A 13,642-nucleotide genomic window follows, 5' to 3' on the forward strand; every position below is an offset into this window, starting at 1 on the left:
ACGCGATGGCGCAGTCAGCCGCGCAGTTGTACGCCGCGTTCACGGACAACGCCGACAGCGACGTCGCGCTCCGCCTGCTCCGCTCCCCCCACGCCGTCGCCTACCTGGCGCTGATGGCCGCCCGGCTGGGGACGGGCCCCGTCGACGCGGAGGAGCTGGGGGACGCGCTCACCGTCGACCTGCAGTCCCTCGCGCACCACTTCACCGAACGCGCCCGGCCCGTGCCCGCAGGTCCGGATGTCCTCGACAGCTGGGTGAAGGCCGGCTACGTCTCGCGAACCCTGGACGACACAGACCGCGAGGTCATCCAGCTCACCCGCGGCGCCACGACGGCCCTCGGCCAGGTGCAGGCCGTGTCGCTGGACCGCAACGTCGCCACCGAGACCGCGCTGGAGCTGGTCACTGCCCGGCTGTCGGCGGTCGCGGTCACAGTCAGCGCGGACCCCGACGACCACCTCCGCGCCCTCGACGAGCAGATCGCCGAGCTCACCCGCCGCCGCGAGGCCCTGCGCGCCGGCCTCGTGCCCGAGTACGACCACGGCAAGGTGGTGGACGACCTCAAGATCGTCAGCTCGCTCGCCGAGCGCATGCCCGCCGACATCCTCGGCTACGGCGAGAAGCTGCGCGAGCACACGCGCGCCCTGCTCACGCACGGGCTCGACGCCTCCGACTCCAGCGAGGCCGGCCAGGCCACCGCCTACGCCACGACGCTGCAGCGCCTCTTCGACGGCCACGACGAGCTCGCGAACACCCCCGAGGGCAAGGCCTTCGACGCCTTCTACACCCTCCTCTCCGACCACCGCCTGCGCCGCCAGCTGGAGACCTCCGTCGCCGCGGTGGTCACCGAGGTCGACCTCCCCGACGACCTGCGCGACTCCCTCACCGGCTTCCTCGATCGCATGTGGATGCAGGTCCAGCGCGTCGACGAGATCCGCGGGCAGGTGTATCGGCGCATCAACACCTTCGTCAAGGACGGCGACTTCCTGCAGTACCAATCGCTGCGGGCCCGCATCACCGAGGCGCAGCGGGCGGCCGTCGACGCCTTCGACGCCGCCTCTCCCGGCCGCGACACCGGCCTCGCCGTCCCCATGTCGGCCGTCGACACCAGGTCCGTCGGCGCCCTGCGCTTCCACGACGGCGTCGTCACCCTGCCGCCCGAGGTGCGCGAAACCTCCGGCGAGTTCACCATCGACCCCGCCCGCCTCGTCGGCCGGGAGGCGATCGACTGGGACGCGCTCGCTGCCGCCGTCAACGAGGCCGTCAGCGCGTCCGACGGCGCGACCCTCACGGAGGTCCTCGACGCCATCGACGCCCCCCGCGCCGGCGACGTGGTCGGCGTCTGGTCGCTCGGCGCGCGGTACGGCACCGTCGACGAGGAACGGTCCGTCACCGTCGTCGCGCACACCACACGCGGCCCCCGCGAGCTGACGGTGCCGCACGTCGCCTTCGCCGCCGCGCTCCCGCCCCTGACCCCCGCCTCGGCCGCGCCCGAGCCCACCACGTTGTTCGAGGAGTGAGATTGGCCGACGAATCGCTGGACATCGCCGACGAGGGCCTGCCCGAGATCGACCTCGCGGACTTCTCCATCGCCGACGACGAGGCCATCAAGTCCCTGCGCGGCGCCGACACCGCGCCGCGGTTCGACGGCGACACCTCAGCCCTGCCGAACTCGGTCTGCTACGCGCTGCAGGAGCTGATCGCCGCGCCGCACGTCTCTGCGAAGTCCAAGAACTGGGCGGTGATCGAGGCCGAGGAGACGCTGCTGCGCAGCCGGCTCTCCGAGCTGAACCTGCTGCTGGAGATCAACCGCGAGACCAAGCACGCCTTCACCCGCCAGGTCAGTGAGAACGACCCGCGGCAGCGCAATCTGCTGCGCGCGCAGAGCCTTTCGCTCGCCGCGTCGGTGCTGGCGCTGTTCCTCCGGCTCAAGCACCTCTCCAGCCCGGACGAGACGGCGGTCGTGGAGCGCCAGGAGATGATCGACCACCTGCTGACCTTCCGGCCCGCCCGCGACACCGACGAGGCCGGCTTCGTGAAGAAGGCCGACGCGGCGATCAACCAGTTGGAGACCCGCCGCCTGATCCGCCGGGTCGGCACGAGCGACCGGTACGCCGTGCACTCGGTGATCGCCTCCCTGCTCACCCCCGAGCAGGTGGACCTGTACACCGCCGCGTACCGCGATCTCGCCAGCACCGATCAGGACCTGGGCGAGGCGGCCGCCCCCGTCGACGGGGCGGATGAACAGGACGGCGAGGACGGCACCGTCGAGCCCGAGAACGAGACGCAGGAGCAGCAGTGACCCGCAAGCATCTCGGCCAGTACCGCCTCACCCGCCTGCAGGTGGTCAACTGGGGCACCTTCGACGGGTACAAGGACTTCCCCATCGACGAGCGGGGCGTGATCCTCACCGGCCCGTCGGGTTCCGGCAAGTCCTCGCTGATGGACGCGCACTCGGTGGTGCTGCTGCCCACCTATGACCAGTCCTTCAACGCCTCCGCGGACATGACGGCGAAGGGTGCCAAGCGCGCGGCCCGCTCGATGGCGGACTACGTGCGCGGCGCGTGGTCGGTCAACGACGACGAGCACCAGCAGTCCAAGGTGCAGTACCTGCGCGGCGAATCGGCGACGTGGTCGGCCGTCGCGGCGACCTACGACAACGGCGCCGGCAACGTCACGACGGCCGTCGCGGTGAGGTGGTTCCCCGGTAGCGGCACCGACGGCGCCTCGCTCAAGTCCTGGTACCAGCTCCACTCCGGCGCTTTCGATCTCCTGGACCTGCAGGAGTGGGCCACCGCCGGCTTCGACACCCGCGGCTGGCGCTCGCGGCACAGCGGCGTCGAGTCCTTCGACACCCAGGCCGCCTACCAGGACGCGCTGCGCCGCCGGGTCGGCATCGGCACGTCCAGCGCCGCGCTCGCGCTGCTGGGCAAGGCCAAGGCGATGAAGAACGTCGGCGACCTCGACGCCTTCATCCGCACCTACATGCTCGACCGGCCGCAGACCTACGCCCGCGCGGAGCGCCTCGTCGAGAACTTCACCCAGCTCGACGAGGCCTACCGCGCCGCGGCGCGCGCGGAGGCGCAGGAGAAGGTGCTGCGCCCGATGCCGGAGGCCTACGAGCGCTACCGCTCCGCCACCGTCGGTACGACGCGCGCGGCCGACCTGCTCGGCGCGCCCGTGCGGTCCTACCTGCGCGGGCACAGGCTGCGGCTGCTGCAGGAACAGATGGACCGGATCGAGGGCGAGCGCGCCGGTATGGACGCGCAGATCGCCCGCTGGGAGGACAGGGCCGAGGAGCGCAAGATGCGCTACAACGACCTGTTGCACCGCCTGCGGCAGGAGCAGGGCGAGGTCGGCGTGCTCGAGGCCGAGCTCCAGTCCCGCGAGCTGCAGACCCAGGCCCGCCAGCGCGCCTACGAGCGGTTCGCCGCGGCCGTGGAGAAGCTGGGCGAGCGAGCGCCGGAGTCGGCGGAGGAGTTCGCCGCCCTGCGGGAACAGGTCCCGGGCATCCGCGACCGCGCAACCGAAGCGGCCGAGGCGCTCGCGGGCCGAGTGCACTCCGCGTACACCGACGAGTCGGACGCCCGCCGCGCCGTCGAGTCCGTCGACGACGAGCTCTCCGTGCTCGATCGCCGCGCCTCGCTGCTGCCGCCCGCCCTGCTGGACCAGCGCGACGCGATCGCCCGCGCCACGGGCGTTCCCGCCGAGGATCTGCCCTACGCCGCGGAGCTCATCGACGTCGAACCCGCGGAACAGGCGACGTGGGCCGGTGCCGCCGAGCGCGTGCTGCGCCCGCTGGCCACCACGCTGCTGGTCCCCGCCGAGCACCAGCGCGCCGTCGCCGACCACGTCAACGAGACCCGCGTCCAGGGCGTTCTCACCTACCAGGTGGTCGACGGTGCGGACACCACCCGCCCGGAGCCCGGCTCCCTCGCGACCAAGCTGACCGTGGACGAAAGCTCGCCGGCGGGGCGCTGGCTCGCCGGCGCCGTCGCGCGGGCGGCGCGGCACATCTGCGTCGACTCCCCCGCCGAGCTGGAGCGCCACGACCAGGCCGTCACCCCGGAGGGCCTGGTCAAGAGCGCGGGCGGACGGTTCCGCAAGGACGACCGCCGCGCCGTCGCCGACCGCTCGCAGTGGGTGCTCGGCACCAACACCGGCAGCAAGCGCGAGGCGCTGCAGCGCCGCCGCGAGGAACTGGCCGCGGTGCACGCCAAGGCGGCCGAGGCGTCGGCGACGCTGCGCGACGACCTCGCCGAGCACAAGGCCGTCGCCGACAGCGCCGCCGGCGTGTTGGGCTACTCCTCGTGGGCCGAACTGGACCACTGGGCGGCCAAGGCCGAGGCCGAGGAGCTGGCCGACCGGATCTCGGACGCCCGCTCCGGCAACGCCGACCTCGGCGAGCTGGAGCTGCAGGCCGACAACGCCTACGGCGAGCTCGCCGAGGCGCAGACCCGCATCGGCGCGCTCACCGAGACCATGAACCGGGCCGGCACCGAGTTCGACGATCTGCTGGCCGAGTTCGAGAAGATCGACGGCGAGAGCGCGCCGAAGCTCTCGGAACCCGACGAGGACTTCCTCGCCACCGCGCTGTGGCACCTGCTCACGGCCGACGAGGCGAAGCCGCGCCGGCTCACGCTCGACACCTTCGGCGAGGTCCGCGCCGACCTCCGCGCGGAGCTGGAACGGCAGCAGGCCGCGGCGACGGCGGAGCGCGACGCCGCCGAGGCGCGGATCGTGCGCACCGCCGAGCAGTTCCTCCGCGAGTGGCCGGAGGCCTCGACGGAGCTCTCGGCCGACGTCGCCTCCGCACCGGACTTCGTCGCCGTGCACGAGAACCTCGTCGCGCACGGGCTCGCGGCCGCGACCGAGAAGTTCCGGCGGCTCATCACCACCGACGTCAGCCACTCGGTGTCGAACCTGTTCAAGGAGGTCGACGACACGCACCGGGCCATCACCCGCGGCATCGCCGACGTCAACGCGGGCCTGCGCCGGGTCGAGTTCAACGAGGGCACGTACCTGCAGATCGCCTACGCCGCACGGCCCACGCCGGAGGCGACGGAGTTCGCCAAGCTGGTCGACGAGATGGTGCGCGACGCCCCCGCGGCGAAGCGCGCCGAGCCGGCGGCGATGGCCGCCCAGTTCAAGCGGATCCGCGGCCTGGTGCTGCGCCTGACGGGCGACGACCCCGAGTCGCGGCGCTGGACCGAGAACGTCCTCGACGTGCGCACGGGCTACTCCTTCTACGGCAAGGAGAACGCCGTCGGCGCCGAGCCCGACGCCCCCGCGGTGGTCACCTACCGCAACACCGCGACGAACTCGGGCGGCGAGCAGGAGAAACTGGTCGCGTTCTGCCTCGCGGCGGCGCTGAGCTTCGCCCTGGGCAGCCACGGCATCGACGGATCGAACGAGCCGGCCTTCGCGCCGCTCATGCTCGACGAGGCCTTCAGCAAGTCCGACGAGCGCTTCTCCGCCCAGTCGCTGCGGGCCTTCGAGCAGTTCGGCTTCCAGCTGATCATCGCCGCCCCGATCCGGATGGTCGGCATCGTCGAGCCCTTCATCGGCCAGGTGATCCTGGTGGACAAGCAGGTCGGTGCCGACGGTGCCCGCTCGGACGCCAGGTACGCCACCTTCGGCGAGTTGGCACTGGCGCGCTGACCCGCCGCGACCCTGCTATACAGGGGCCATGGCCACCGTCGTCGCGCTGAACGCACACCCGGACGATGAGTCGATCTTCATGGGCGGCACGCTCGCCACGCTGGCCGCCGCGGGGCATCGGGTGGTGCTGGTCGTCGCCACCGACGGGATGATGCTCGGCGAGGACGAAGCCGAGCCGCGACAGCGCTTGAACGAGCTCGACTCGGCGGCGGCGGTGCTCGGCGCCACGGACGTGCGGTGGCTCGGGTACGCCGACAGCGGCCACGGCGCGGAGCTGTACCCCGATCCTCCCGGTCGCGTGCGCCTCGTTCGTGCCGGAATCGAGGAGCCCGCGGAGCGACTGGCGGCGATCGTCCAGGAGGTCGGGGCGGACCTGCTCATCGGCTACGACCCCGCGGGTGGCTACGGACACCGCGACCACGTGGCCGTCCACGCGATCGCCCGGCGCGCCGCCGAAGCCACCGGCGTCCGATTGGTCGAGGCGACCGTGCCGCGCGAGATCGCGGTCCGAATTCTCGGCGTCACCACCCGGCTACGACTGACCCGCGATCACGATCTCGCCGCCGCGCAGGCCTGGTTCACTCCGTCCGCGGAGATCACCCACCGCATCGACGTGCACCGATTCGTCGGCACCAAGCAGCGCGCCCTCGGCGCACACCGCTCCGAGATCAACGGCCCCGGTCGCGCCGCCCGCCTCATGCGCCTTCTGCGCGCCCTCCCACCCTGGCTCGTCTCCCCGGTGGTCCGCACCGAGTACTACCTGGAGCCCTCGGGCCCCACCACGCCCGTCGACCGGCTGCTGTGAACTGATCGCTCCGCCCCCATCCCGCGGACGAAGGTCACGGTTTCCACACTCGCCGACGCGATACGTGCCGCCGTGGACGACGCCGCATGCCGGACCGCCGCCGGAGCCCTGAGCAGGGCCATCGCGGCGGAGGACGGCGCGGCCGCGGTGCTCGCGGCGGTGGAGCGGGCCGTAACGATCTCGTAACGCGGCTAACGGATCCCGCGTCGCGGCCCGATCTCCCTCATGCCGGCGGACATCGCCGCAGGGGGAATCGACGAGGAGGCCGCAATGCCGAACCCGAACCGGACCAACCGGATCCGACGCGCACTGGTGCTGCCGGTGGCGCTCATCCCGATGGTGGGCCTGCTGCCCGCAGTCGCGGGAGCCGAGCCGACCACACCGGCACCCACGCCGGTCACGACACCGTCGCCCGCCACCACGACGACCACACCCCCGGCACCGGCACCGGCACCGGCACCGACCACCACGAACCCGGCCCCGACGCCGAGTGGCCCGGCGACCAGCACGTCGCCGACGATCACTCTCCCGAACAGGCCCACCTCCACGACGCCGCCGCAGGGCCCGCCCGGCCTCCTCACCGTGGGTGCGGTGCAGATCATCGACGCGAAGACCCAGGGCATCGGGGTGCCGGGCGCGACGGTCCGCGTCCAGGGCTGCTCCGGCGGCCCGGCCGCGACGCTCGCGCACGGCGGCGCCACGACGGTAACGGGCCCCTGCGTCCGCGCCACCATGGAGAACGTGCCGACCAACTGGCGGCTCGCCTCCCCCTCCGTGCAGACGAAGACGTCGACCTCGGGTCGCGTCGATTTCATCTTCAGCCTCGAGCGCGGCGGCATCGTCCCGCCCACGTCGCCCACCCCGCCACCGAACCGGCACGTCCGCTTCACCGTCGAAGCCCGCGACCAGGACGGACGGGGCGTCGCCTCGGAGTACGCGGTCGCCGAATGCGACACCTGGCGGCCGCTGGGCGGCGCGCGCACCGACAGCGCCGGGAACGGCGGCGGAGACTTCCCCCGCGACTGCCTCAGCGTGGTGCCCACCGCGTGGCCGTCGTCGTGCGTACTCCTCGGGCCGAACGCCTACTCCCGCGTGGAGGGCAACGCCGTGAACCGTCTCGCCTTCCGCTTCCGCTGCGGCGTCACCATCCCGCCCGGCGAGGTGGAGACGAACGGCACCCTGGTCAAGACCGACCGCCTGACGGGCGCCCCGCTCGCGGGCGCGTCCTTCGTGATCGCCCGCTGCGGCACCGACGAGGCCGTCCGCGCTGTGACCACCGGCGAGAACGGCATCGCCGCCTTCGCTCTCCCGTCGGGCTGCTACCGCGCCATCGAGACCGCCGCCCCCGCTGGTTACGTCCGCGACGCCGCGGCGGTCGCCTTCGAGGTGCGCCTGACGCCGCAGTTCCAGGTCCAGGTGACGAACTCGGCGATCGGCGCCGGCCCCGTTGTCCGCAACCCCGGCGTCCGCGTCCCGATCGCGTCGATCCCGTCCGGACGGACCCTGTGATGCGGCGCGGCGCGGGGCACCTGATCGTCGGGGTCGCGGCGGTGCTCGCCCTGGCCGGCTGCGGAAGCACCGTCGAGGGTACGGCGGCGGCACCGTCGTCCAACCCGAGCGCCCAGAGCGACCTGCGGCCCCCGGTCAGCGCCACCGCCTCGGAGCCGACCGCGCCGGTCACCGTCAGCGTCGACGGCGCCGCAGCCCCGATCGACGCCGTCGCGACCGACGCGCAGGGCGCCCTGTATCCACCCACGGACGTGCGCCGCGTCGGCTGGTGGGTCGACTCCGCGCTCCCCGGATCGGGAGCCGGCTCGGTCGTCGTCACCGGACACGTCGACGACGCCCGGCAGGGCACGGGCTACGCGAAGCGCTTCTCCGGCCTCGCCAAGGGCGCCGAGGTGACCCTCACGGGCAAGGACGGGGCGTCCGTCCGGTACCGGGTCACCCGGACCGCCTCGGTGAGCAAGGGCGTCCTCCCGACGGACGACCTGAACCGGCTCGACGGCCCGGAGACCCTGATCCTCGTCACCTGCGGCGGCAGGTTCGTCGGGCCGCCGATGGGGTACGAGAACAACGATCTCGTCTACGCGGAGCGCGCGTGATCAGGCGAGCTCGATGAGTTCCTGGTACTCGGCGTTCCAGTGGTCCTCGGTCCCGTCGGGCAGGAGGATCACGCGCTCCGGGTTGAGCGCCTCGGCGGCGCCCGGATCGTGCGTCACCAGGACGACGGCGCCCTCGTAGGAACGCAGGGCCTCGAGCACCTGCTCACGGCTGACGGGGTCGAGGTTGTTGGTCGGCTCGTCGAGTAACAGGACGTTCGCGGCCGAGGAGACGAGGCCGGCGAGAGCGAGACGGGTCTTCTCGCCACCGGAGAGGGTGCCCGCCGGCTGCTCGAGCTGCGGGCCGGTGAACATGAACGCGCCCAGCAGGCTCCGTAGGTCCTGCTCCCCCGCGTCGGGCGAGGCGTGCCGGATGTTGTCCCACACCGAAGCCTCGTCGTCGAGGGTGTCGTGCTCCTGCGCGAAGTAGCCGATCTTCAGGCCGCGGCCGGGTTCGAGGCCGCCCGTGTCGGGCGTCTCCACACCGGCGAGGAGCTTGAGCAGGGTGGTCTTGCCCGCGCCGTTGAGGCCGAGCACCACCACGCGGGAGCCCTTGTCGATGGCGAAGTCGACGCCGGTGAAGATCTCCAGCGAGCCGTAGGTCTTGGTGAGGTTCTTGACCATGAGCGGCGTCTTGCTGCAGGCGGCCGGCGCGGGGAACTTGATCCGCGCAGTCTTGTCCTCGACGCGCACGTCATCGAGCTCGCTCATCATGCGCTCCGCACGGCGCAGCATGTTCTGTGCCGCGACGGCCTTCGTCGCCTTGGCACCCATCTTGGCGGCTTGCACGCGCAGCGCTCCGGCCTTCTTCTCCGCGTTGGCGCGCTCACGGCGGCGACGCTGCTCGTCGGTGGCGCGGGCGTCGATGTACTTCTTCCAGCCCATGTTGTAGACGTCGGCCTCGCCGCGGACGGCGTCGAGGAACCAGACGCGGTTGACCACGTCCGACAGCAGGTCCACATCGTGGCTGATCACGATGAGGCCGCCGTCGTGATTCTGCAGGAAGGTCCGCAACCAGCCGATAGAGTCGGCGTCGAGGTGGTTGGTCGGCTCGTCGAGCAGGAGCGTGGTGTCCGACTTGCCGCCCGAGCCGTCCGAGGCGGCGAACAGGATCCGGGCCAACTCGACTCGGCGACGCTGACCACCGGAGAGCGTGCGCAACGGCTGTTCCAGCACCCGCTCGGGCAGCGCGAGGCTGTTGCAGATCCGCGCCGCCTCCGATTCGGCCGCGTAGCCGCCGAGGGACGAGAAGCGCTCCTCCAGGTTGCCGTACTTGCGCACGGCGGTGTCGAGCTCATCGCCGACGAGTTCGGCCATCCGGACCTGCTGCTTGGCCATCTGGGCGACGATCTGGTCGAGTCCGCGGGCCGAGAGGACCCGGTCCTTGGCGAGGACGTCGAGGTCGCCCTCGCGGGGGTCCTGGGGGAGGTAGCCCACGTCCCCGCTGGAGATGACCTTCCCCGCGTAGGGCTCGCCCTCGCCGGCGAGGATGCGCATGGTGGTGGTCTTGCCGGCGCCGTTGCGGCCGACGAGGCCGATCCGGTCGCCCGCCTGCACGCGCAACTGGTCGCCCGGCGCGGTCAGCAGGGTGCGGACGCCGGCGCGCACTTCGAGGTCGGTCGCGGTGATCACAACGGTCCAGCTTACCGGCCGCGGAGAGCTGCTTTCACCACCGTCAGCCGCTGGTGACGACGGTCACCCGGTCACGTCCCAGGGCCCGGCGGCTCTCCGCCGGGTTCGCGCGACCCGCCGGCGAGGTCCTCTGCTCCCGTGGCTCCGGTGCCGCTGGTGTGATCGCGGATCACGATCCGCAGCGACCGGTCCGCCTTCGCCTCGTACAGGGCGCGATCCGCTTCGATGACGAGCCGCGTCAGGTCGTCTCCGACGATGCGGTCCGTCACGATCGCGCCCGCGCTGGCGCCGATGGTCGGCCCGGGCTGGTCCTCGGAGACGAGCCTGCTCAGGTCACGGATCAGGAGATAGGACTCGGCCCTGGTCGGCCGGAGAGCGGCGACGAGGAACTCGTCGCCGCCCATCCGGGCGATGAGCGTGTTGGGCAAAGCCTCCCGGATCTTCCGGCTGACCTCCGTGAGGCGCTGGTCCCCCGCGAGATGCCCGTGGGTGTCGTTGTAGCCCTTGAAGCCGTCGAGATCGATCACGGCGACGACACCGCCGACGCGGCGTCGCGAGGACAGGATCCGGAGAGTCGCCTGAAATCCGATGCGGTTGTAGAGACCGGTGAGGTCGTCCCGATAGCGTTCCGTGACCACCGTGCCGATGCCCTTCCGGCCGGCCTCGACGACGAACTGCACCATCATCGGCAGCGCGAAGATGACCGCGAGCGCAGGGGCGAGCACCGGATACACCTCGCCCAGCGAGAGGCCGTCGACCGTGACTGCGACGACGGTGGTGGTGATCAGCACGAACAGCGAGAACAGACAATGCACCAGGAGCATCCGCCACCCCAGCAGGAAGGCGGTGAGCATCGCGAGCATGCCCAGATGGCTGGTGCTACTCACCCGCGTGACGCCGTACATGGACAGGCACCCCACGAGAACACAGATGTCGGCGATCGCCACGAACCAGATCGCGTCGTGCGCGCTCGGCCTGCTGCGCCGGAGCCACCAGATCCCCAGGAGGCCGCCGCAGCTGGTGGCCACGAGGAAGGCGATCATCGCACCCGGCGTCGTCGGCCGACCGCTGGAGAACAGGATCCCGACGGCCAGCGGCACCATCATCAGCGCCAGCACGCCGACCGCGAGTCGCAGGGCGAGCCCTCCGCCCTGGAGCCGCAGCCAGTGCTGCGCGGTTGCGAATTCCTCGATCCCCGCGTTGCGCCAGGCCTCGCGGTCCCCCAGTCGGCGCAGCATCGTGCGAATCCCGGGCTTCGGCGTCATCCCGGCCCCACGACCGGGCCCTCTACGGCGCCGGGATCAGGCGCCGCGGACACCGGAGGCCAGCTCAGAGGTCAAAGACCTGACCGCGTCGAGCGACTCCCCCGCCGCGCTGACCAGCGCCGAGCCCACGATCACGGCATCGGCGTACGTCGCGATCTCCGCCGCCTGCTCCCGCGAACGCACCCCTAGCCCGACCCCGACGGGGATGTCGGAGACCTCGCGCACGCGCGCGACCAGCTCGGGCGCGACGTTGTCCACCACGTCGCGGGCGCCGGTGACGCCCATGGTCGACGCCGCGTACAAGAAGCCCGACGACGCCTTCGCCGTCATCGCCAGCCGCTCCGGAGTCGAGGACGGCGCCACCAGGAAGATCTTGTCGAGACCGTAACGGTCCGCGGCCGCGATCCACTCATCGGCCTCCTCGGGGATGAGGTTCGGCGTGATCAGGCCCTTGCCGCCGGCGGCCGCCAGGTCCCGCGCGAAGGCCTCGACGCCGTACGTGAGGACGGGGTTCCAGTACGCCATGACGACGGGCGCTCCGCCGGCCCCCGCCACCGCCTCGGCGTAGGAGAAGATGTCCCGCACTCGGATCCCGCGGCGGAGCGCATCGTCCGCGGCCCGTTGGATGACGGGGCCGTCCATCACCGGGTCGCTGTAGGCGACGCCCAGCTCGACGATATCGGCGCCCGCCTCGACCATCGCGACGACCGTGTCAATGCCGCCCTGCTTGGACGGGTACCCGCAGGGCAGGTAGGTGACGAGGGCCGCGCGACTCTCCGCCCGGCATTGCGCGAAGACCGGTGCCAGTGCGCTCACTTGTTCTCCCCCTTGAATTCCGCGTCGCGCAGCTCCGTGTTGAGATCCGCGCCGATCACCTTCTGGCCGACGACGTCGCCCTGCTCGTCGAGCAGGTCGAACCACTTCCCGGCGGTGTCGACGTCCTTGTCCCCGCGCCCGGACAGGTTCACCACGATCACCCCGTCGGGACCCAGCTCGCGACCGAGCCGCAGCGCTCCCGCGACGGCGTGGGCCGACTCGATCGCGGGGATGATCCCCTCGGTGCGGCAGAGCACCGCGAACGCCTCCATCGCCTCGGTGTCGGTGATCGGCACGTACTCGGCGCGACCGGTCTCCTTGAGCTGCGCGTGCTCCGGGCCGACGCCCGGGTAGTCGAGGCCTGCGGAGATCGAATGGGATTCGACGGTCTGGCCGTCCTCGTCCTGCAGCAGGTACGAGTAGGCGCCCTGGAAGGCGCCCGGGCTGCCGCCCGTGAACGTCGCGGCGTGCCGGCCGGTCTCGACCCCGTCTCCCGCGGCCTCGCACCCGATCAGGCGCACGCTCTCGTCGGCGATGAACGGGTGGAAGATCCCGATGGCGTTGGAACCGCCGCCCACGCACGCGACCACGGCGTCGGGCAGCCGCCCCTCGGCCGCGAGGATCTGCTCGCGCGCCTCCATGCCGACGATGCGCTGCAGGTCGCGCACCATCAGCGGGAACGGGTGCGGCCCGGCGGCGGTGCCGAAGCAGTAGTAGGTGGTGTCGGCGTTGCTGACCCAGTCCCGCAAAGCCTCGTTGATCGCGTCCTTGAGCGATGCGGAGCCGGAGGCGACGGCGATGACCTCCGCGCCCAGGAGCCGCATGCGCGCGACGTTGAGGGCCTGCCGGTCGGTGTCGACCTTGCCCATGTAGACGACGCACTCGATGCCGAGGAGGGCGCACGCGGTCGCCGTGGCGACGCCGTGCTGGCCGGCGCCGGTCTCCGCGATGACCCGGGGCTTGCCCATCCGCTTGGCGAGCAGCACCTGGCCGAGCACGTTGTTGATCTTGTGGCTGCCGGTGTGGTTGAGATCCTCGCGCTTGAGGTGGATCCGCGCGCCGCCGGCGTGCTCGTTGAGGCGCACACACGGGTACAGCGGCGAAGGCCGGCCGGTGTACTGGCGCTGGAGCCGGTCGAGCTCGTCGAGGAACTCGCGATCCGAGCGGACCTTCTCGAACTCGGCCGTCACCTCCTCGATCACCGCCATGAGCGCCTCGGGCACGTGCCGACCGCCCCAGGCACCCCAATGCCCGGTCCCGTCCGGCTCGAAGGCCGATCGTTCGGACAGTCCGGTACTCGCTTCTGGGAGGCTCACGGAACCGATTATCCCCACTCGGTCAAAGTGGAATCACAGCGACGCCAA

Annotated in this window: 10 protein-coding genes; 6 read left to right on the plus strand and 4 right to left on the minus strand. The window is 71.8% G+C overall.

The annotated features are described in order from the left end of the window. Positions 1–5: 5 nt before the first annotated feature. The 6 genes from FK529_RS07425 (at position 6) to FK529_RS07450 (ending at position 8,568) form a co-directional block, all read left to right on the plus strand. Positions 6–1,517 (plus strand): DUF3375 domain-containing protein, encoded by a 1,512-nt coding sequence (locus FK529_RS07425; RefSeq protein WP_146560346.1) that lies wholly within the window; start codon positions 6–8, stop codon positions 1,515–1,517. Continuing rightward, positions 1,514–2,299 (plus strand): DUF4194 domain-containing protein, encoded by a 786-nt coding sequence (locus FK529_RS07430; protein ID WP_438947178.1) that lies wholly within the window; start codon positions 1,514–1,516, stop codon positions 2,297–2,299. The genes FK529_RS07425 and FK529_RS07430 overlap by 4 nt, the downstream gene beginning before the upstream one ends. After that, positions 2,296–5,658, plus strand: a complete 3,363-nt coding sequence (locus FK529_RS07435; RefSeq protein ID WP_146560347.1) for an ATP-binding protein — start codon at positions 2,296–2,298, stop codon at positions 5,656–5,658. The genes FK529_RS07430 and FK529_RS07435 overlap by 4 nt, the downstream gene beginning before the upstream one ends. Before the next feature lie 28 nt (positions 5,659–5,686). Beyond that, the gene (locus tag FK529_RS07440) at positions 5,687–6,463 is read left to right on the plus strand and encodes a PIG-L deacetylase family protein (protein ID WP_146560348.1); all 777 of its coding nucleotides are present in this window, start codon (positions 5,687–5,689) and stop codon (positions 6,461–6,463) included. Between the two features lie 270 nt (positions 6,464–6,733). Next, complete coding sequence (locus FK529_RS07445; RefSeq protein WP_146560349.1) at positions 6,734–7,972, plus strand: prealbumin-like fold domain-containing protein; 1,239 nt, start codon at positions 6,734–6,736, stop codon at positions 7,970–7,972. Then, complete coding sequence (locus FK529_RS07450) at positions 7,972–8,568, plus strand: class F sortase (RefSeq protein ID WP_146560350.1); 597 nt, start codon at positions 7,972–7,974, stop codon at positions 8,566–8,568. The genes FK529_RS07445 and FK529_RS07450 overlap by 1 nt, the downstream gene beginning before the upstream one ends. On the opposite strand, the gene FK529_RS07455 is transcribed toward FK529_RS07450, so the two are convergent. The 4 genes from FK529_RS07455 to trpB all read right to left on the minus strand — a co-directional run bounded on the left by FK529_RS07455 (position 8,569) and on the right by trpB (position 13,603). Continuing rightward, positions 8,569–10,197, minus strand: a complete 1,629-nt coding sequence (locus FK529_RS07455; RefSeq protein WP_146560351.1) for an ABC-F family ATP-binding cassette domain-containing protein — start codon at positions 10,195–10,197, stop codon at positions 8,569–8,571. Between the two features lie 71 nt (positions 10,198–10,268). Then, positions 10,269–11,462 (minus strand): GGDEF domain-containing protein, encoded by a 1,194-nt coding sequence (locus tag FK529_RS07460; RefSeq protein ID WP_146560352.1) that lies wholly within the window; start codon positions 11,460–11,462, stop codon positions 10,269–10,271. 36 nt (positions 11,463–11,498) lie between these two features. Continuing rightward, positions 11,499–12,296, minus strand: coding sequence for a tryptophan synthase subunit alpha (gene trpA / locus FK529_RS07465; RefSeq protein ID WP_146560650.1), 798 nt, complete (start codon positions 12,294–12,296; stop codon positions 11,499–11,501). Next, positions 12,275–13,603 (minus strand): tryptophan synthase subunit beta, encoded by a 1,329-nt coding sequence (gene trpB / locus FK529_RS07470; RefSeq protein ID WP_231703005.1) that lies wholly within the window; start codon positions 13,601–13,603, stop codon positions 12,275–12,277. The genes trpA and trpB overlap by 22 nt, the downstream gene beginning before the upstream one ends. Between the last annotated feature and the right edge of the window lie 39 nt (positions 13,604–13,642).

Source organism: Tsukamurella asaccharolytica, assembly GCF_007858435.1.
GTDB classification, from domain to species: Bacteria; Actinomycetota; Actinomycetes; order Mycobacteriales; family Mycobacteriaceae; genus Tsukamurella; species Tsukamurella asaccharolytica.

Coding starts and splice junctions, on each gene's coding strand:
- FK529_RS07445 (WP_146560349.1), top strand. CDS start 6,734: ATGCCGAACCCGAACCGGACCAACCGGATCCGACGCGCACTGGTGCTG.
- FK529_RS07425 (WP_146560346.1), top strand. CDS start 6: ATGGCGCAGTCAGCCGCGCAGTTGTACGCCGCGTTCACGGACAACGCC.
- FK529_RS07440 (WP_146560348.1), top strand. CDS start 5,687: ATGGCCACCGTCGTCGCGCTGAACGCACACCCGGACGATGAGTCGATC.
- FK529_RS07460 (WP_146560352.1), bottom strand. CDS start 11,462: ATGACGCCGAAGCCCGGGATTCGCACGATGCTGCGCCGACTGGGGGAC.
- FK529_RS07450 (WP_146560350.1), top strand. CDS start 7,972: ATGCGGCGCGGCGCGGGGCACCTGATCGTCGGGGTCGCGGCGGTGCTC.